Below are 18,381 nucleotides of genomic sequence, written 5' to 3' on the forward strand. Positions count from 1 at the left end.
GCTTGGCGCTTTCCCCGCTCGATAGGATTCGGGCCTGAGCCGCCATCCCGCCGAGGCGGATCAAAAGACTTTACGTACGTGAGTCTCAGAGGAGGGTGACGGATTCCGCCTGAGGACCCTTTTGTCCTTCTCCAACTTCGAACTCAACCTGCTGGCCCTCTTCGAGAGCGCGGTAGCCATCCATCTGGATTGCGCTCCAGTGAACGAACACATCCTGGTTGTTGCCTTCCAGGGTGATGAAACCATAGCCCTTTTCGGCGTTGAACCACTTGACGGTACCTTGTGCCATTACTTCTCCATACAGTGCAGTGTCATTGACATTCCATCACCCGTTTGCAACCTGTCTGGCCGCGCAGCGGACTACGGAAGCTAGTAAAACTCAACCGACCCCGCGATTTCTCTCATTGACCTCTGGAGAATGATCTCGGTGAAGCACGAATAGAACACAAGGGCAGTGCTTGCCTAGCTGATGCAACTCTACCCCAGCGTCGGACAGGTCCTCCGACCGCTCAACACTGTTACCAATTCGTTATACGGACCATTCGGAGAGTTCATTTCTCCTGGCAGACGAGTTCATTTCCGCTGAGATACGTGCGGACACTCAGCCCTCGGCTTCGCCTGAACCGCCTTCGCTGGGTTCGGGTCCGCGTTCGGCGATATCCGAACAGATGACGACAGTGATGTCGGTGTCGAAGTCCGTCGAGGACTCGACGGCCTCGATGCCGAGCGCCTCGGCGACCATCTTCGCCTGAGAGGCATTCGCCTCATCAGCGTAGTAGACCGTGGAGTCGGTCAGTCCTGTCGAATAGTTGCCGACTTCGCCAAGGCCCCAGCCCTTCTCCTCCACCGCTTCGGAGAACTTCTTCGCGGTTCCCGAGACTCCGGAACCGTTGAGGACGTCAACCGTGACCGAGGAGTCTGCGACGCTGACTTCGCTCTCGCTCGGCGATGGACTCGCCGAGGAGGTCTTGTCGGACCCGGAATCGGCGACGTCGGACTCGGGGTCCTTCATCGACGAGGTGATGATGTTGATGGCAGCGACCACCAGCAGAACGGCAACAAGGGCGAGGATGATGATCAGTGCGATGGCACCGACATTCGACTGCGCCGCGGACTCCTGTCGATGGGCTCCGCTGCGTCGTCCAGTTTCGATCTCGTCGAATTCGTCAGTCATGTCTACCTCGAGACGCGGGCTTGTGCTCGTTCGCTCTGCCGCGTAGTGCGGATGCGACGCAGGCGTTTGACCAGCATTGGGTCACTGGCAAGAGCGGCTGGGTTGTCGAGCAGGGCATTGAGGATCTGGAAGTAGCTTGTGGCAGACATGTCGAACCGCTCACGGATCGCATGATCTTTGGCTCCACCGTACTTCCACCAGCGCCGCTCGAACTCCAAAACGGACACCTCGAGCTCACTCAGTTCGGGTGCGCCTTGGTTCTGCGGCATAGACGTTGTGCTCCTTCGAGATGAATCGTTGCTTCTATATTATCGCCCGGACGACAGGACTGAAATTCCCGGCGCGCCGTCGCGCGTCCGTCAGCGCGCCTTTCCATTCCCACCAGCGCGCCTGCGCATCTCCGCCGACACCGTTCAAGGTCAGACAATCAGACAACCCACCCTGCTGCAGGAGACTGACCACAGTGGGTGAGTCGCCCACAGCAGAGTGGGTCGAGATTGCCGACCAGTGGTCCGAATCGGACGACCTGTCGAGCGAGAGCTGATCAGCGGATGCGGATGTTGACCTGCTTGATCTGGGTGAAGCCTTCGAGCATGCCCTCCAGCGATGCCTCACGACCGAAGCCGGAGGTCTTCATTCCGCCGTAGGACTGGCCTGCCAGCTGGCCGCCGCCCTGGTTGACCTGGACCCAGCCGGATTCGATCCGATTGGCCATGGTCAGCGCGGCATCGACGTTCCTCGTGAACACGAACGCGGCGAGGCCGAATTCGCTGTCATTGGCCATGTCGATGACCTCGTCGACGTCCTTCCAGGGAATGACGGAGAGGACGGGGCCGAAGATCTCTTCCTGGCTGGTCTGCCATTCGTTCTTGGCCTTGGAGAAGATGACGGGCGCGTGGTAGAAACCGGGTTCGCCGACCTCGAGTGAGTCCGAACCGTCGTAGGCGATCTCAACGCCGTCCATCGATTTGCCCATCTCGATGTAGTCAGACACCTGATCGTACTGCTTCTCGTTGATGATGCAGCCGATGTCGGAGTCCTCATTTCGAGGGTCACCGACCTTCATCTTCGAGACTGCGTCGACGAGCTTGCCCAGGAAGTCATCGTAGATGTCCTCGTGCAGGAACAGACGCGAACCCATCGTGCAGGACTGTCCCTGGCGTGCAAAGCGAGTCGAAAGCAGCACCTGCTGGAGGGTGTCGTCGTCGTTCGAGTCTGGGAAGACGATGTTGGGGCTCTTGCCGCCGAGTTCCATCGAGGAGTGAGCAAGACGTCCGCCTGCCAGTTCCGCGACGTGGCGGCCGACGTTCGTCGAACCGGTGAACGAGACCTTGTCGACGTCGGGGTGGACGTTGAGTGCTTCACCGATGACCGAGCCCTTGCCGGTGACGACGTTGAGGACGCCGGCCGGCAGGATGTCGGCGAGCAGCTCAGCCATCTTCAGAATCGTCAGCGGTGCATCCTCGGCGCATTTGAGGACGATCGTGTTGCCCGCAGCCAGTGCGGCCGGGGTCTTGAAGGCTGCGATCATCAGCGGTGAGTTCCACGGCAGGATTCCGGCGACGACGCCGAGAGGCACCCGCTTCGTGTACTGCAGCTGACCGTCACCGGCCGGCAGAGTGTTGCCCTTGACCTCGCCGGCGACTCCGCCCATGTAGCGGAACAGGTCGGCCAGGATGATCGTTTCCGGACGTGCCTGTGTCCGGATGGCGTTGCCGGTGTCGATCGCGGTCAGTTGGGCCAGTTCCTCGGAAGCGGCTTCAAGGGCGTCGGCGCAGCGGATGAGCATCTTCTGCCGTTCCTTGAACGGAAGCGCAGCCCATTCGGGAAATGCCTTCCGAGCAGCTTTGACGGCGCGATCGGCGTCCGCTTCCTTGCCATTGGCCACAGTGGCGATCACAACGTTGCGATCGATGGGGGTGATGACGTCTTTCCTGTCACCGTCGGCAGCTTCGACCCATTCTCCGCCGATGAACATCTTCCAGTTCGTGGCCTCGGGAAATTGCGACATAGTGATCCTTTCACCTACTCAGTTCTGCGATGAACTCTTGTCGTCGAGCATATCGTCTGCCCGGGTCCGAAAAGAATGGTGGGAGGGTAGGCGATGATGCACACCTGATCTGCGTTGTGTGCACATCGGCACCGAGCCTCACCCCATCGGTAGAATCGCGGCCATGACGTCCACAGCCGAACTGACGAAGATCATGTCCCCCGATTGGGCCACGGCGCTGTCCGGCCAGGCCGATCGCATCCATGCCATGGGCGATTTACTGCGGGAGGAGGTCGCCGCCGGGCGCAGTTATCTGCCCAGCGGAGACAAGGTGTTCCGTGCCTTTGCCGAGCCCCTCGCCGAGGTGAAGGTGCTCATCGTCGGTCAGGATCCCTATCCGACCCCCGGACATGCGATCGGTCTGTCCTTCGCCGTCGATCCCGAGGTGCGTCCGCTCCCCCGGTCGCTGACGAACATCTACAAGGAACTCAACTCCGACCTGGGCATCGAGCCTGCCGCCCATGGTGATCTGCAGGCCTGGTCTCGGCAGGGAGTCATGCTGCTCAACAGGGTGCTCACTGTTTCACCGGGCGAGCCCGCATCCCACCGCAGACGCGGCTGGGAGGCCATCACCGAAACCGCGATCGCCGCACTCGTCGACCGGGATCAGCCGCTCGTGGCGATACTCTGGGGCCGTGACGCGAGGAATCTGGCACCGATGCTGCAGTCGGGTCGCTCCGAGGTTGCGACCATCGAGTCCGCGCATCCGTCGCCGCTGTCGGCCAGCAGAGGCTTTTTCGGATCCCGACCGTTCTCGCGGACGAACGAACTGCTGGGACAGAAGGGCATACCGCCCATCGACTGGGCCCTCCCACCCCAGGACTGAACGTGCCGATGCTGAGCGTGGACACACTGAGCGGGCAGCCAGTGAACGTGTCGGCACTCAGTCGCGGGGTTCGACAGTGTCCAGAGTGATCGTCGATTCATTCGAGCGCGCAGATTCGGCGGTCTTCTCCACAGCGTCTGCCTTGAGGTTCTTCAGCGGCCGGGCCAGGTAGCTGCCGAGCACTGCGCCGACGGCCAGTGCCGCATTGGCAAGAATCGCGGTGAACAGCGAGGACAGTCCCACTGCGAAGGACGTCGTCTCGGATTCGGCGACGATCAGATAGACGGCGGTGAAGATCGACAGCCCCTGCAGCAGGGTGTAGATCGCGGGAATCATGAGAACGATGGCAGGCGCGCCCAACCGAAGGGACAGCGGTCGTGCAAGGAAACCGCTCACGGTCGCCGCCAGCAGACTGGCGAGGACATTGTCGATCTCGAGGACCGTCAGCACCGTGATCGTGATGTAGGAGGCAAGACCGACGAACGCGGCCGGCAGGATGAACCGCCTCGTCGACTGCATGGCGACGACTGCCGCCATTGAGACGACTGCCGCTGCGATCATCGAGGCGATCGCGGTGAGGACATGTACACCGGTCTTGGGCACGAGAACCTCGATCGGGTCGAGGCCGATCGCCTCGCCGGTCACCACTCCCAGTGCCAAACCCGAAACGATGCCGGCCAGGGTCAGGACCACTCCCACCATTCGCCCGGCCGCAGTGAGCGGAAAGTTCGTCAGGGCGTCTTGGACAGACGAATACAGAGACTGAGTCGGCAGAAGCAGGACGATTCCGGCAGCAACAAGGTACTGCGGTGATTCGATGATGCCGAAGTTCCCGGCCACCATCGCCACCAGGGTCGCAATCGCCGCCTGCAGCGTGGTGATGAAGAAATTGGGCAGACTGGTGCGGCCGATGAACTTGCCGCTCTCCCGGATGAAGATCGCCATGACGATTCCGAGGACTGCTGTGATGGCTCCGCCGCCGAGCATCACGACGAGACTGCCGACCATCAGTCCCCAGGCTCCTGTGACGAACCAGTCCTGATAGGGACGTCGCTGCGACCTGATGGCGTCGAGGCGGCTGCGTGCATCGTTGAATCCGATGTTGCCCGCAACCAGATCGGTGACGAGCTTGTGCACGGAACCGAGCTTCGCGAAGTGGATGGATTCGCCCCGGTTGACGCGCATGACGGTCATGAGACGGCCATCAGAGGTCGAATAGTGCACGGTGAGGGTGTTCGAGGTCAGGTCCACCTGCGCAGTCGTCAGCCCGAAGGCCGCACAGGCCGCGATGACGGAGACTTCGATGTCGGAGGTGCCTGCGCCGGCGCGCATCATGATCGCGGCGATGTCGGCCGCGAGGTCGAGGACCATCCTGGCCTCGTCCTCGGCAGGCTCGTTGGCTTGCACCGGAGCCTTGTACGGGCTGCCTTTGAGGGCGGTGACGATCGGCACCGGCTGGGTGTTGACCGAGGCACCGGAGACGAGTCTGCCCACGGTGCGTCTGGCCACGCGCTGTGCGACCCGCTGAGAGGTGCCTCTTTGGTCGGCTTTCGGCTTCGACTTGGCTGTCGTCGCTTTCGCTGACTTCGGGCCTGCAGGGTCGACGTCCGCGGACTTCAGCGCTCCGGTCGGTGCTTCGCGCAGCTCCTGCAGGCGCTGCTGACGAGAGAGTTCGAGCAGTTCCTGCAACGCCGAGGATCCGGCCTCGGCCTGGTTCGCACCGTGCTCAGGTCCGGACGACGACTGGGCGTCGACCGGTACCTCGGCGGTGGGGGCCTCTTCTGTGCTGTCGTCCGTCACGGCTCACTGATGAGAGTCGGGCCGAATGGGTCCGCCACATCGGCAGAACCTGCTGCGGCGTCGAACTCGAAGACCTTGCGGCCGGAGACGAACACCTGATCGGCGCGGGAGTTCAGGTCGAGCGGGTCACCGGACCAGATGACGAGGTCAGCGTCGCGACCCGGTGCCAGTGAGCCGAGCCGGTCATCGAGGCCGAAGATCGCGGCCGGGTTGATGGTCAGAGCTTCGAGCGCGATGACCGGGTCGAGGCCTTCCTTGACGGCTAGGGAGGCCTCATGGATGAGGAAGTTGATGGGGATGACGGGGTGGTCGGTGGTCAGGGCGATGCGCACCCCGGCCTTGGCCAGGGCGCCCGCGGTCGCCAAAGTGCGATCGCGCAGCTCGACCTTCGACCGGCTGGTCATGAGGGGCCCGAGGATGACGTCGATGCCCTTGTCGGCGATGTAGTCAGCGATCTTGTGGCCCTCTGTGCCGTGGTTGATGACCAGTCGGTAGCCGAATTCCTCGGACAGCCGGATGGCCGTGGCGATGTCATCGGCGCGGTGGCAGTGCTGGTCGAATACGAGTTTTCGCTCAAGGACATCTGCCAGGGTCTCTTTGGCAAGGTCACGTTCGAAGGGTGTGCCTTCGGCTTCGGCGTGGGCCCGCTTCGCCAGGTAGTTCTGCGCATCGACGAAGGCGTCGCGGAAGATCTTCGCAGTTCCCATGCGTGTGGACGGGGTGACGTCCTTCTCACCGTAGACGCGCTTCGGGTTCTCTCCCAGTGCGGACTTCACGGACAGATCCTGCGTCACGAGCATCTCGTCGACGATCCGACCCCAGGTCTTGACGAAGGCGGTGCGCCCGCCGATCGGATTGCCGGATCCTGGCTTGATGAGCGCCGAGGTGACTCCCCCGCGCAGTGCGTCCTTGAACCCGAGGTCACTCGGGTCGATGCCGTCGAGAGCACGCACGCCGGCACCATTGGGATTCGTCATCTCGTTCGTATCGTCACCTGACCAGCCCTCGCCATCCTCATGGACGCCGAGGTGGCCGTGGGCTTCGATGAATCCCGGCAGGACCCAGCGGCCCCCAGCGTCGATGACCTTCGTGCCGGCTGGCAGATCCTGTGCGGCGCCAGCGCCGGATTCCACTGAGGTGATGGTTCCGTCCGAGACCAGGATCGTGCCGGATTCGATCGGTTCGACACGTCTGCCGTCGGCGTCTGCGATGGGCACAATCCGAGCATTGGTGATGGCGAAATCAGTGATCTCGGGAACCGGAACCGAACGATACATTGTGCTCCTTCTGCAGTGACCTTCAAAGATGAGATCCGTGTCGATTCGAGTCTACGCCAGGCGCTCGGCACTGGTCACGACGCGGTGCCGCCGGGGTCTTCTGCAGTCTGATCCGTTTCCAGCAAGGCAGTCCGACCTGATTCCGGCAAGGCCGATTCAGTATAGTTCGGAGTCAGAGAACCAATGAGAGAAGGACCCTGCGATGCTCCAGACAATCACGTCATATGTCGCGATCGGCGACTCCTTCAGTGAAGGGCTGATGGACCATGACCCCAACCAAGAGGACCGGTACTTGGGATGGGCCGATCGTCTGGCCGGCAAGCTCGTCGACTCCCCCGTGGGCAGTTCCGAGCTCACCTACGCCAACCTGGCCATCCGCGGGCGTCTCCTCGATCGGATCATCGATGAGCAGGTGCCCAAGGCACTCGCCCTCAAACCCGACCTGGTCAGCTTCTGCGGCGGCGGCAATGACTGCCTGCGCCCGACGGCCGACATCGATGACCTGGCCGATCAGTTCGAACGCGCCGTCGTCGCCTTCCGCGAGGCCGGCATCGAGGTGCTCATGTGCAACGGCTTCGACACGGAGATCAGCTCACCTCTGATCCGCGCCGTACGTCCGCGCGTGGGCATCTACAACACCCACCTGTGGTCGATCGCTCAGCGTCACGGCTGCCACATGATCGACGTCTGGGGCCTGCGACCCCTCTACGCCGGCGAGAATTGGGCCGATGATCGGATCCACCTCTCACCCAAAGGCCACGACCTCGTCGCCGATCAGGCACTGGCCACCCTGGAGAGCGGACATTCGCTGCCCGTGACAGGGTTCGCGATGCCAGCACGCCCGACGCGGCCGATCCGCGCCGCAGTCAGCGAGGAGTCGAAATGGGCCCGTGAGCACTTCGCCCCCTGGGTAGGTCGGCGCCTGCGCGGCCAGTCCTCGGGCGACAAGCTCGGTGCGAAGCTTCCCGAACTGACTCGCGTGCGCAAACCCGAATGACCGCGAACGAGCCAACTGCGAAGGCGAACGAACCCTCGATGAACGACGACAGTCCTTCCACAAGTTCGATGCGGCAGGACGAGCGCTTTGCCGCCTTGGGTGACGCCGGTGCCGATCTCGGCTCGAAACGGGCGGCCAACCGGAGTGAGTACGGAACCGAGTCCGATCAGTTCCTTGAGGTCTACGGCGACCCGGGCACCGCCTCGGCGACGGTGATTCTCGTCCACGGCGGCTACTTCCGTCAGCGCACGGATCTCGCCCATGCCCGACCCATGGCCCTTGCCCTCGCCGAGGCGGGGGTGCTGTGCGTCCTCATCGAATACCGGCGCTCGGGTGGGCAGCCCAACTGCCTCGATGACGTCGCCGCCGCCATTGCCTTCGCATGCGGCTCACTGTCGCACTGGGGTGTGAACGCACGGGCACGGAACAATCTCGTCGTGACCGGCCACTCCGCCGGTGGGTGCCTGGTGCTGGCTTGGGCGAGCCACCTCGGCGAGGACGGACCTGGGTTCCGGCTCAGACCCTTGGCGCCGATCACCGACCTATTCCGGGAGGTGGAGGACGAGCTGGGCGACGGCGCGGTGCTCGACTACATGGGTGCGCGGCCGGAAGAGAATCTAGCGGCGTATCTGCGCGAGGATCCGCGTTCTCGAGTGCTGCTCATCCCCTCTCGGGTGGATCTGCGCATCCTCCACGGCGACCGGGATCAGACGGTCGACATCGATTTCTCACGGACGTTCCCGGCCCGGCTGACCATCGCCGAGGGCGCCGATCACGCTGACCTCGTCGATCCCGATTCGCCCTACTTCCCGCTTGTGGTCGACACGCTGCTGAGCTGAATCGACCCAGGGCGGGCTGCATCGACGTCTGTTGAACGACGCCGGCTCCGGCTCCGGCCAAAGTGCACCGATGTGTACCGGTCACCTGCCGGCGGCGATCTCTCTGACGTGGGCACGTGCCGGTTCTGCCAGACTGCGGGACAGTTGAGCGAAGAGTTCGACGCTCCTCATGCCGGGCCAGTTCGCGGGCAGGGCGCTGGGTGGAAGGCCCGGATCGACGTAGGGGATCGTCTTCCAGTCGTCGACGCAGCGCAGCCACAGGACGAATGCTTGACGGGGTTCGGGCTGCGTTGCTGAACCGGTGTGTTCTGCAACCGTTGCGTGCGACGCTGAGCTCTCTGCGTGCGGCGCTTTCGGCGCTGAGCTCTCCATGCGCGACGCAGAGTGCTCGTACCGACCAAGGAATTCGGTGTGCCGGGCAGCCAGCGTGTCCAGCTCCCACCATCTCGCCGCCGCCTGGGCGAAGGGCTCGGCCGTCAGCGGTGTCTGCGTGAGGAAGATCGTCGCCCGGTTTCGGACCTCAAGCGTCTCCAGCGCGTCTTCGACCTCGGCGCGCAGGTGTCCGGGGGCGATCCACAGACCGTCGATGACTGCACCGAATCCCAGTCCCATGAGTGCTCGACGCAGCTGCACCCGTTTCGACCGGTCCACCTCGGGCAGGGAGTAGGACACCAGGCACCAGGGTTCGTCATCCCTCTGCCCGCGGTAGGAGAAGATCCTCCGGTCACCTCGTTCGAGGTCGGTCACGGCCGCCGGGTCCAAACGATATCCGGCCACGGTGCCGCGCTTGTCGGGAATGAGCAGCCCTTTGCCTTTGAGTCTCGACACGGCGCTGCGCGTCGAGGAGTTCGAGACGCCGACAGCGGCGAGGAGGTCAAGCAGAGCCGCGACCCGGATCCACCCACCCAGGTCTCGCAGATGGAGTCCGACGAAGGTCCGCAGCAAGGAGGTGGGGCTGCCGGACGTGTGATCGAGATCCACGATCGGACTCAGAGCCCCGGACAGCCGGTCGCGGAATTCTGGCCGCCGGTCGCGGTGCCGGGTCCGTTTTCGATGCCGGTGCGGATGTCGAAGAGCTCGGGGAAGAAGGTGAGGTCAAGTGCCTTCTGCAGGAAGCCGACGCCGCTCGACCCGCCGGTGCCTCGCTTCATTCCGATGATCCGCAGCACCGTGCGCATGTGCCGGTAGCGCCAGAACTGGAAGTTCTCCTCCAGATCCACGAGCTCTTCGCAGCTCTCGTACTCCAGCCAGTAGTCCTGCGGGTTCTCATAGATGATCCGGAAGGTGTCGAGAAGCTCTTCATCGAAGGTGTGCGCCACGCTCACATCTCTGTCCAGAAGTCGCTGCGGAACCGGAAGGCCGCGGCGGGCGAGGGCACGCAGGAACTCGTCGTAGACGCTTGGCTCGTTGAGGTATCTTTCGAGTTGCGCACGGGCCTCGGGCTCACCGTCGAAGACCTGCAGCATGCCGGCGTTCTTGTTCCCGAGAAGGAATTCCACGGCCCGGTACTGCCAGGACTGGAAGCCAGATGACTGGCCCAGTTCATCGCGGAAGCCGACGTATTCGCTCGGTGTCAGGGTTGCAAGCACCGACCACTGCTCGGTCAGGGTCTTCTGGATGTGCTTGACTCGGGCGATGCGTTTGAGGGCCAGCTGGAGCTGGTTGCCCGCGATGAGGCGGCGTGCGTCGAGAAGTTCGTGGATGACGAGCTTGAACCACAGCTCAGTGGTCTGGTGCTGAATGATGAACAGCAGCTCGTCGTGGTGGACCGGTTCGCTGACGGGGTGCTGGGACGTCAGCAGGCGGTCGAGGCTGAGGTAGGAGCTGTAGGTCATCGTCGACCGCAGGTCCGTGTGGATGCCGTCTTCGAGATCCCGTTCGTTCTTGGCCGCGGTGGAGTCGTCATGAGTCATGACAAGCAGTCTATTGCAATCTACGTCCGCACGGACTGAGTCTGCAACATCAACTCGCCCCGGGCCTACGCCGCTCGGGGGCAGCGATCTCGCGCACCTGTTCGACGAGGCTCTTCCACTCCCCCGGCATCTCGGCCTCGCCGAAGCGCACAAGGCCGAAGCGACTCTCGATCACATAGACATACCTGTCAGCCCCGGCACCGCAACCACCGGCAGTCTGCGAAGTCGCGTCGCCCTGCCACGGGAGTTGTGCCACTTTCGGACCGATCTCCTCCCGATGCTCACTCGAGTCGATATCAAGGTCCCAGACGAGCAGCAGCCCGCCGATCCCACCGCTGCGCTCGACGACGAGGTGGCCGAAGCCGTCGCTGCGGCCACTGCTCCCATCGCTCGCACCGGCCGAGTCGCTCGGACGAGGAGCCTCCTCACTCACCAGCTGCTCCCCACGTTTCCGCGACCTGCGCCACGGGTGACTCCCACTGCGCCCCAGCTTTGGACGAGCGCGTCATGAACGTCGGACCCCTCTCCGAACTGGGCGACCGCCTCGGCGATGGTCAGGGCCGCGAAGCCAGAGAAATCGGTGCGCGTGGTGATGTCGGATCCGGTCAGCACGGCGAACCACACCTGCCCCACGGTCTCCCATGCTGGGCCACCGAGGCGGGTGGCGGCGAGCGCGAAGGCGCGGTTGGGGATGCCGGAGTTGAGGTGGACACCGCCGTTGTCCGACTCAGTGGTGACGAAGCGGTCCATGTGGTCAGGCTGCGGGTCCGCGCCGAGGACATCATCGTCGTAGGCGGTGCCGGGCGCAATCATCGAACGCAGCGCTGTGCCGGAGACCGCGGGGGTGAAGATGCCTGCGCCGATGAGCCAGGTGGCATCCCCCGCATCCTGCCCGGAGTCGTGCTGTTCGGTCAGGGCCCCGAAGACGTCGGCGCAGTGCTCATTGAGCGCACCGGGCTGCCCGAGGTACTCGAGGTCGGCTGTGTGGCTGATGACGCCATGGCTGAGCTCGTGGCCGATGATCGACAGCGACCCGGTGAAGCCGGTGAAGACCTCGTCGTCGCCGTCACCGAAGACCATGAGCCGACCATCGAAGAAGGCGTTGTCATAGTCCTGGCCGTAGTGGACGCTGGCAATGAGCGGCATCCCTTTGCCGTCGAGCGAGTTGCGATCGAAGGCCTCGGCGAAGAGTGAGTAGGAGGCCCCGAGCCCGTCATAGGCCTCGTTGACCGCCTCGTCTGACACCGACTGCTCGCCCTCGCTGCGAACGAGGACTCCCGGCAGGGTCTCGGTGCCCTGCGCGTCGTGGATGAGTCGGTTCACCCCAGCACTGGCACCGATGACCTGAGAGTGCCTCGCACCCCGGGAGTCCTGGACTCCCCCATCGGGCTTGGCCACCGGCGTATACCGCAGCCCCTCGGCACGTAAGTTGCGACAGGACTCGTCGGAGACCTGACAGCTGCGTGCAGCACGGGCGGCACGAGGGAACTTCTCGCCTCCGCGTTCGGCGATCGCATCGAGCAGGTAGGGCGGGATGACATGTCGAAGACTCATATGACCAGGGTGCCACTTCTGCTGGTGCAACGAATGGAAAATCGATGCAAACTTTTCCTTGCAAAGAATTCTTTGCAAGCGTATCTTTGCAATATGGCTGAAGAATCAGACTCTCCGACACCGATCCGAACCCTTGGGCCCGAAGCACTCAAGGGGCTCGCACATCCGCTGCGAGTCGAGATCTACGACGCACTGTCCAAGTTCGGTCCGCAGACGGCGACGAGTCTGGCCAGCAGGCTCGGCGAGTCGACAGGTTCGACCAGCTACCACCTGCGTCAGCTCGCCCGCCACAACTTCATCCACCAGGTTGAGGGCATCTCCGGCGGGCGAGCGAAGTGGTGGGACCGCTCCCCGGGTGCGATCGATGTCAGCCGAAACGCCGCCAAGGAAGACCCCTCTGCCAGCGCCTCGACCGGCTTCATCCTGCGTGAGTGGACCAGAAACCGCACTCGTGCGCTTGAGGACTTCGTCGACGCTCTCAACTCGGACGATCTGCTGCCCGATGCATGGGCCGATGCCGCGGCGATCGACACGAGCAATGTGCATGTCACGCCTGCTCAGCTGCGGGAGATCAACGACCGGGTGCACGAAGTGATCGACGCCGTCGTCACGGAGTTCCGCGGTCGAAACGACCCCGGATCCCGTCCCGTGCAGATCCAGTTCAACGCCTTCCCCCTGACCGATGGAGAGGAAATTCCATCATGAGCACCCTCATCTATCCGATCCGACCGCAGACCTTCCCACGAGGGCCCGGCAGAATCGTCGAGCGCACAACAACCACCACCCGTGAGATCTTCCTCGATGACGCGCGGGCAACGATGCTCCGAGCAGGACCAGCTTCCCCGCACGGCCCCGAAATGGCAGCCCAGCCGCAGTCGTCCCCATCGGACATGCGACTTCGCGGACTCAGTCGGGCCATGATTCGCCTCGGCGTGTGGCTGATTGAAGCGGGCCGCAGGCATGCTCTTCGCCCCGCAGCACGCGCGGACGAGATCGCCCGCAGGCTCGAAGATGCGAAGGACCGCGACATGAGGCATTTCATCGGCCCTCCGAACTGAGCTTAGGCTCCCGAACTCACGCCCTCACCTCGGCGCCGGTGGACGATTCATCCCCCGTCGGCGTTGCCACGATGAGGGTGATGACGATGATGATCATGAAGAATGTCGTAAGGAAGGTCGGGATCGGGATGATCGGATCCAAGAGCACCAGCACCGCGCAGGCAGGAACGACGATGTTGACGACCCTGCCGGCATTGGCCCTGATCGCCAGCACCCACACGCCGAGGACGAAGACCGCGATCGGGACCGCGATCATGAAGGCACCGAGCAGCGGATTGATTTCGCTGTGGCTCAGCTGCGAGTCGACTTCGACGCCCACTCCGGCAGAGAACGCACCAGCGGCGGCGAAGACGAAGTAGTGGCCGTAACCGTAGGTGAGGGTTCTGCGAATCGATGACACCGCCCGGTGATGGGGCGGCCAGAAGTAGATCCACCACATGGATGCGGTGACGACGAGGCAGAGCGAGCCCAGGGTCACGAGAGGAATCACTTCACCGTTGTCCGCGAAGGCTCCGAAGATGGCATTGGCGGAGGCGAGCAGGCTTTCACCGAGGAGGATGATCGTGAACAGCCCGTAGCGCTCCGTGATGTGATGCGGATGCCACGGCGTCGAGCCGCGGATCTCGGCGATGACAGGAACGCTGAGCTCGACGAGCACCAGGAGGGCGAAGCAGACCAGCGCCATCCCCTGCGGCTCAATGGCGAGCCACGCGATCCACAGCACTTGGGCGAGACCGATTCCGCATGCGTAGAAGATCGTCGCACGCCGTGCGGGACCTGCCCTCCGTGATGCGCGCAGCCATTGGGCGATCATGACGATGCGCATGAGGATGTAGCCGAGAACGACGATGGTGAACTCGCCGTCGACGAAGGCGGGCTCGATACCCGCAGCCAGGATGAGCACTCCACCCATCTGTACGACGGTCATCACGCGGTAGAGCCAGTCGTCGTTGTCGAACGACGTACCGAACCAGGTGAAGTTCATCCACGCCCACCAGACGGCGTAGAAGATCATGAGGTAGGCGACCAAGCCGTCACCGAGGTGCCCCTCGGCGACGCTGTGATGGAGCTGGGTCGCAGCGATGCTCACCGCGATGACGAAGGTGAGGTCGAAGAAGAGTTCGAGCGAACTCGCAGTGCGACCGTGCTCACCGGGGTCGCGAGGGCGCAACGGTTCGAGGCGGAATCGGCTGGGACTCGTGGGGGTGTTCACATCGAGGGCTTTCGTGCTTGGGCCGGGCAACGGCAGGTGCATGACAGACTGGCTGGGAACAGCTTAGGGTCAACGCGTCAAAGCCACCAGACCGGTGTCACCAAGCGCTCTGCGCAACGTGGGCCAGCCCCAGGCCGAAGACGAGATTGAGACCGAGCAGCCACGACCTGGACCTGTCAGGAACAGCTGCCAGGGAAACGAGCAGCCACGGCACCATGAACAGCCAGATGCGCTCGACCTCCGCCCTGCTCATATTCGACAGGTCGGCGGCCACAACCATGACCACAGCTGACGAAGCAAGGAGAACCACCACGCGCAGCCGGCGGTCAGCTTCGCTCGAGTGCGCAGCCTCATTCGAGTGCGCAGCTTCATTCGAGTGCTGCGAGAACATCGCCCGACGGGAGCCCCTCGCCGTTTCGACGATTCCCGCCCCGATGCCTGGACCTGTCGCGCAGATGAGAGCCGCGAGGTTCGCCCACATCCAATACGTGGGAGGCCGAGAGGACGCGAACCCGTCCCAGTACCGCTGGCTGAGCGCCGGGTAGGCCTCCCACCAGAAGAATCCAGCGACGGTGAAGACGCCGACGACGAGCAGCGCCCCACCGATGACCCACGGCAGCGGGCGAATGGACCGTGCCGCGGCGAACACGGCGAGGACCACGGCCCCGAGGAGCGGGAAGCCGTAATTCATATAGGTTCCCAATCCGAGCATGAGACCCGACACCACTGACCAACCGACCGCGGGCCACCCGACCGCCGGCCACCCGACACGAACCCGCGAGGTGACCGCGGGGCGTCCCCCCTCCACCCGCGAACGCACCGCCATTGCAGCGCTGAGCGCAGCGATCGCCCACGCGCCCACGGCCGCGAACACAGCGTCGGCAGACACGGCCGACCAGATCGCGGCGGGCGCCGTGGCAAGGAATGGTGCGAGGATCCGAGCGCGGGCCTCGATACCGAGGTTCCTGCACGTGCACATGATCGCGAGGGGAATGGTCGCCGCAATCAGGGTGACAACGAGTCCGATGGCGTACGTCGAGCTCAACCCCAGAGAGACGAGGAGAGCGAAGAAGAGCACGGCTCCCGGCGGGTGACCTGCGAGGTGGACAGGAAGATTGTGGGCACTGGCCAGGGGGATCCGGTCGACGTACCTGGTGAGCAGCGACGATGCACCGGAGAAGAAGCCCTCGTCCGCGATCTGGCGTGCGGTCGGCAGATACTCCGCGTCGCTCTCAAGCTCTCCACCAAGATGAGAGAGCCCGTCGATCGCGTCGAGGGCGAGCATCCATGCCGCGGAGACGAGAGCGGTGAGCATCAGAAGCATTCGCCACGGCAGCCGTTGGGCGGCCCGGAATCCCCAGACTCCGACGGAGACCGCGATGGCCACCGCAGCAATGCTTCCGATTCCCACTCGAGGTCGGAATTCGGCGAACAGGGGCGGGAGGCTCAACACCTTGACGTCCACCCCAGTCACGAGTGGGAACACGATCGCGGCGGCCACGAGGGCCAGAGCCGCCAGCACGCCGCCGAACCCGGGCCACACACCCCCGCGCTTCACCCCCGGGACACTTCCCCTGCCGCAGGCTCCTGCGACGCGTGGGCATCGCGCATCGGGGCCCTCGCGAATTCGGCCATGCCCTCGGCGAAGCCGATGCGCGGCACCCAATCCATCTCGGTCCGGATGCGCGCCGCCGAGGCGGTGATATGGCGAACATCGCCGAGGCGGTACTCGCCGGTGACGATGGGCGCGCCACCGCCCAGAGTCTCGGCCAGGGTGAGCGCCATCTCTCCAACGGTGTGGACGTCTCCGGTCGCGACGTTGAAGGCTCGCACCGAACCCGCTGCCTGTCCCTGAGACCAGTCGAGACCGGCGAGATTTGCGCGGGCGACGTCGCTGACGTGGATGAAGTCGCGGCGCTGCTTCCCGTCCTCAAACACTCGGGGTCTGTTGCCTGCTTTGAGGACGGAGCGGAAGATCGAAGCCACTCCGGCATAGGGGGTCCCCTGCGGCATATTGGGTCCGTACACATTGTGATAACGCAGGAGAACGGCCCGGCCTCCAGTGGCGCGGGCCCACGAGGCGGCGAGGAATTCCTGACCGAGCTTGGTCGCCGCGTAGACATTGCGGGGATCGCACGCTCCGTCCTCGGTGATGAGATCCGGGAGCAGCCGTGTGCCGGTGCGCGGTGACATGGGATCGAAGCGTCCGGCGTCGAGGTCGGCCCGGCTGCGCAGATCGGCGGCGATCGGCCCCTTCTCGTCACGGTAAGCCCCCTCGCCGTAGATGACCATGGACGAGGCGAGGACGAGGTCCTTCACACCATGTCGTGCCATCGCTGCGAGCAGAACGGAGGTTGCCAGTTCGTTGCTCGCGACATAGTCGGGACTGTCGGAGAAATCGACACCCAGGCCGACCTTCGCGGCCTGATGACTGACAGCATCGACGCCCGGGAGGACACGGTCAAGGACACCGGGATCCGCGACATCGCCGTGGACGACGCGGACGTGGCGATCCGTGAACTCCGTTCCGAATCGGGCCAGCAAACGTGGCGAGGTCAGCGCAGAAGCATGAACGTCGGAGCGGAAGTTGTCGAGGACGGAGACCTGCCAACCGGCGCGCAGTGCCGCGGCGACAACCTCGGCGCCGATGAATCCGGCCCCTCCGGTCACGAGCAGGTGCGGGGCGGTCTCATGCATCGGAGGCCACCGTATGGGTCAGGATCGCTCGGATGGTCTCAGCAGGCACAAGCTGCGGCGGCCTGTAGTCCGCGTCGATGGCCGCGACGATCGCGGACAGGGCGGCGATGATTCGAGGTTCGGCCGCACGCAGGCGGTCGAGGACCACGCTCGCGTCGACCGCCTCGGCGAGATTCTGCCCGGCGTCGAAGTCGGTGACGAATGAGAGGTTGACGATCCCCATGCCGAGCTCCCCCGCGAGGGCGGCCTCCGGGTACTGGGTCATGTTGACGATATCGCCGCCGGATTCGCGCAGGAGCCGCGACTCGGCCCGGGTGGAGAACCGAGGGCCTTCGATGACGGCGGTGGTCCCGGAGTCGGGGACCGCCTCGCCGAGCGCGCGCACGGCCGTTCGGGCTTTGGCAACGAGGTCGGGGGTGAAGGGATCGGAGAACGGCAGGTGGACGACGAGGCCACCACCCGAGTAGGTCGAGGCCCGGCGAGTGGTGCGGTCGAGCATCTGATCAGGGATGACGAAACTACCGATGGGCATGTCGGGGTTGATTGAGCCCACGGCGCTCGACGATACGACGGTTCTGACTCCGAGTGAGGCCAGTGCCCACATGTTCGCGCGGTAGTTGATCTCGTGCGGGGCGAGCGCATGCCCGGCTCCGTGGCGGGGGAGGAAGGCGATGGGTGTGCCGTCGAGATCACCGAGAGTGATCGTGCCGGATGGCGGGCCGTAGGGTGTGTCGATACGACGATCGATGCGCTCCGATGGGGCGAGGAGCTCATAGAGCCCCGATCCGCCGATGACGGCGATGCGCGGACTTGGCTCCGCGGCCGCGGCCTCGCCGAGGCGGTCCTCCGTGGGGTTCATATGTGCTCCTTCTTCTCTCTCGTGTCCGTTCATTGTGTCGCGGCCGAGAGTGGGCACGAGGTGGGAAATGCTTACGAGACGATGACAACCTGGCCACCGATGTCCTCGGACCGTAAGAAAATCC

General features: G+C 64.1%; 19 protein-coding genes. 5 read left to right on the top strand and 14 right to left on the bottom strand.

The genetic code is table 11. The features are described 5' to 3' along the window. Positions 1-85 precede the first annotated feature (85 nt). The 4 genes from ACE03M_RS09765 to ACE03M_RS09780 all read right to left on the bottom strand — a co-directional run bounded on the left by ACE03M_RS09765 (position 86) and on the right by ACE03M_RS09780 (position 3,185). Positions 86-289 (bottom strand): cold-shock protein, encoded by a 204-nt coding sequence (locus tag ACE03M_RS09765; protein WP_009881874.1) that lies wholly within the window; start codon positions 287-289, stop codon positions 86-88. A gap of 312 nt (positions 290-601) precedes the next feature. Beyond that, positions 602-1,174 carry a LytR C-terminal domain-containing protein gene (locus ACE03M_RS09770; RefSeq protein ID WP_485933801.1) on the bottom strand — a complete coding sequence of 191 codons (573 nt, stop codon included), beginning with the start codon at positions 1,172-1,174 and terminating at the stop codon, positions 602-604. A 2-nt stretch (positions 1,175-1,176) separates the two neighbouring features. Next, positions 1,177-1,443 (bottom strand): DUF3263 domain-containing protein, encoded by a 267-nt coding sequence (locus ACE03M_RS09775; protein ID WP_204233123.1) that lies wholly within the window; start codon positions 1,441-1,443, stop codon positions 1,177-1,179. 275 nt (positions 1,444-1,718) lie between these two features. Next, positions 1,719-3,185, bottom strand: a complete 1,467-nt coding sequence (locus tag ACE03M_RS09780) for an aldehyde dehydrogenase family protein (RefSeq protein WP_143920572.1) — start codon at positions 3,183-3,185, stop codon at positions 1,719-1,721. A 163-nt stretch (positions 3,186-3,348) separates the two neighbouring features. Here ACE03M_RS09780 and ACE03M_RS09785 point away from each other — a divergent pair, with 163 nt between their 5' ends. After that, positions 3,349-4,050, top strand: a complete 702-nt coding sequence (locus ACE03M_RS09785) for a uracil-DNA glycosylase (protein WP_485933803.1) — start codon at positions 3,349-3,351, stop codon at positions 4,048-4,050. A 57-nt stretch (positions 4,051-4,107) separates the two neighbouring features. Here ACE03M_RS09785 and ACE03M_RS09790 read toward each other — a convergent pair whose 3' ends face one another. Beyond that, positions 4,108-5,850 (bottom strand): threonine/serine exporter family protein, encoded by a 1,743-nt coding sequence (locus ACE03M_RS09790; protein ID WP_143920574.1) that lies wholly within the window; start codon positions 5,848-5,850, stop codon positions 4,108-4,110. Then, a complete protein-coding gene (locus tag ACE03M_RS09795; protein WP_143920575.1) occupies positions 5,847-7,127 on the bottom strand; it encodes an amidohydrolase in 1,281 nt (426 codons plus the stop codon). Before ACE03M_RS09795 ends, ACE03M_RS09790 begins: the two co-directional genes overlap by 4 nt. Positions 7,128-7,329: 202 nt before the next feature. On the opposite strand from ACE03M_RS09795, the gene ACE03M_RS09800 reads away from it, so the two are divergent. Then, positions 7,330-8,124 (top strand): SGNH/GDSL hydrolase family protein, encoded by a 795-nt coding sequence (locus ACE03M_RS09800; protein ID WP_485933804.1) that lies wholly within the window; start codon positions 7,330-7,332, stop codon positions 8,122-8,124. Positions 8,125-8,162: 38 nt separating this feature from the next. After that, entirely contained in the window at positions 8,163-8,963 is an 801-nt protein-coding gene (locus ACE03M_RS09805) for an alpha/beta hydrolase (RefSeq protein WP_485933805.1), read from the top strand. Between the two features lie 81 nt (positions 8,964-9,044). On the opposite strand, the gene ACE03M_RS09810 is transcribed toward ACE03M_RS09805, so the two are convergent. From ACE03M_RS09810 to ACE03M_RS09825, 4 genes are read right to left on the bottom strand one after another with little or no spacing between them, the layout of a single operon-like run. Beyond that, complete coding sequence (locus ACE03M_RS09810; RefSeq protein ID WP_485933806.1) at positions 9,045-9,944, bottom strand: PaaX family transcriptional regulator; 900 nt, start codon at positions 9,942-9,944, stop codon at positions 9,045-9,047. An 8-nt stretch (positions 9,945-9,952) separates the two neighbouring features. Continuing rightward, positions 9,953-10,876, bottom strand: a complete 924-nt coding sequence (locus tag ACE03M_RS09815) for a tryptophan 2,3-dioxygenase (RefSeq protein ID WP_485933808.1) — start codon at positions 10,874-10,876, stop codon at positions 9,953-9,955. A 49-nt stretch (positions 10,877-10,925) separates the two neighbouring features. After that, positions 10,926-11,309 carry a hypothetical protein gene (locus ACE03M_RS09820; RefSeq protein WP_485933810.1) on the bottom strand — a complete coding sequence of 128 codons (384 nt, stop codon included), beginning with the start codon at positions 11,307-11,309 and terminating at the stop codon, positions 10,926-10,928. Beyond that, positions 11,306-12,430, bottom strand: a complete 1,125-nt coding sequence (locus tag ACE03M_RS09825) for a M4 family metallopeptidase (RefSeq protein ID WP_485933812.1) — start codon at positions 12,428-12,430, stop codon at positions 11,306-11,308. Before ACE03M_RS09825 ends, ACE03M_RS09820 begins: the two co-directional genes overlap by 4 nt. A gap of 93 nt (positions 12,431-12,523) precedes the next feature. On the opposite strand from ACE03M_RS09825, the gene ACE03M_RS09830 reads away from it, so the two are divergent. Continuing rightward, on the top strand, positions 12,524-13,135 hold the full coding sequence (locus tag ACE03M_RS09830; protein WP_186292946.1) for a winged helix-turn-helix domain-containing protein: 612 nt from the start codon (positions 12,524-12,526) through the stop codon (positions 13,133-13,135). Continuing rightward, entirely contained in the window at positions 13,132-13,488 is a 357-nt protein-coding gene (locus ACE03M_RS09835) for a hypothetical protein (protein ID WP_485933813.1), read from the top strand. The genes ACE03M_RS09830 and ACE03M_RS09835 overlap by 4 nt, the downstream gene beginning before the upstream one ends. Before the next feature lie 16 nt (positions 13,489-13,504). On the opposite strand, the gene ACE03M_RS09840 is transcribed toward ACE03M_RS09835, so the two are convergent. The 4 genes from ACE03M_RS09840 to ACE03M_RS09855 are packed head-to-tail and all read right to left on the bottom strand — an operon-like array spanning position 13,505 to position 18,257. Continuing rightward, entirely contained in the window at positions 13,505-14,743 is a 1,239-nt protein-coding gene (locus ACE03M_RS09840; protein WP_485933814.1) for a low temperature requirement protein A, read from the bottom strand. A gap of 55 nt (positions 14,744-14,798) precedes the next feature. Then, on the bottom strand, positions 14,799-16,259 hold the full coding sequence (locus tag ACE03M_RS09845; RefSeq protein ID WP_485933815.1) for a hypothetical protein: 1,461 nt from the start codon (positions 16,257-16,259) through the stop codon (positions 14,799-14,801). Beyond that, positions 16,256-17,398, bottom strand: a complete 1,143-nt coding sequence (locus ACE03M_RS09850; protein WP_485933817.1) for an NAD-dependent epimerase/dehydratase family protein — start codon at positions 17,396-17,398, stop codon at positions 16,256-16,258. Before ACE03M_RS09850 ends, ACE03M_RS09845 begins: the two co-directional genes overlap by 4 nt. Then, positions 17,391-18,257, bottom strand: coding sequence for an MTAP family purine nucleoside phosphorylase (locus ACE03M_RS09855; RefSeq protein ID WP_485933818.1), 867 nt, complete (start codon positions 18,255-18,257; stop codon positions 17,391-17,393). The genes ACE03M_RS09850 and ACE03M_RS09855 overlap by 8 nt, the downstream gene beginning before the upstream one ends. Positions 18,258-18,381: the final 124 nt, after the last annotated feature.

This window comes from Brevibacterium sp. AGC70, from assembly GCF_057334195.1.

Coding starts and splice junctions, on each gene's coding strand:
- ACE03M_RS09780 (WP_143920572.1), bottom strand. CDS start 3,185: ATGTCGCAATTTCCCGAGGCCACGAACTGGAAGATGTTCATCGGCGGA.
- ACE03M_RS09785 (WP_485933803.1), top strand. CDS start 3,349: ATGACGTCCACAGCCGAACTGACGAAGATCATGTCCCCCGATTGGGCC.
- ACE03M_RS09835 (WP_485933813.1), top strand. CDS start 13,132: ATGAGCACCCTCATCTATCCGATCCGACCGCAGACCTTCCCACGAGGG.
- ACE03M_RS09775 (WP_204233123.1), bottom strand. CDS start 1,443: ATGCCGCAGAACCAAGGCGCACCCGAACTGAGTGAGCTCGAGGTGTCC.
- ACE03M_RS09855 (WP_485933818.1), bottom strand. CDS start 18,257: ATGAACCCCACGGAGGACCGCCTCGGCGAGGCCGCGGCCGCGGAGCCA.
- ACE03M_RS09795 (WP_143920575.1), bottom strand. CDS start 7,127: ATGTATCGTTCGGTTCCGGTTCCCGAGATCACTGATTTCGCCATCACC.
- ACE03M_RS09770 (WP_485933801.1), bottom strand. CDS start 1,174: ATGACTGACGAATTCGACGAGATCGAAACTGGACGACGCAGCGGAGCC.
- ACE03M_RS09840 (WP_485933814.1), bottom strand. CDS start 14,743: ATGCACCTGCCGTTGCCCGGCCCAAGCACGAAAGCCCTCGATGTGAAC.
- ACE03M_RS09805 (WP_485933805.1), top strand. CDS start 8,163: ATGAACGACGACAGTCCTTCCACAAGTTCGATGCGGCAGGACGAGCGC.
- ACE03M_RS09800 (WP_485933804.1), top strand. CDS start 7,330: ATGCTCCAGACAATCACGTCATATGTCGCGATCGGCGACTCCTTCAGT.
- ACE03M_RS09825 (WP_485933812.1), bottom strand. CDS start 12,430: ATGAGTCTTCGACATGTCATCCCGCCCTACCTGCTCGATGCGATCGCC.
- ACE03M_RS09830 (WP_186292946.1), top strand. CDS start 12,524: ATGGCTGAAGAATCAGACTCTCCGACACCGATCCGAACCCTTGGGCCC.
- ACE03M_RS09850 (WP_485933817.1), bottom strand. CDS start 17,398: ATGCATGAGACCGCCCCGCACCTGCTCGTGACCGGAGGGGCCGGATTC.
- ACE03M_RS09765 (WP_009881874.1), bottom strand. CDS start 289: ATGGCACAAGGTACCGTCAAGTGGTTCAACGCCGAAAAGGGCTATGGT.
- ACE03M_RS09815 (WP_485933808.1), bottom strand. CDS start 10,876: ATGACTCATGACGACTCCACCGCGGCCAAGAACGAACGGGATCTCGAA.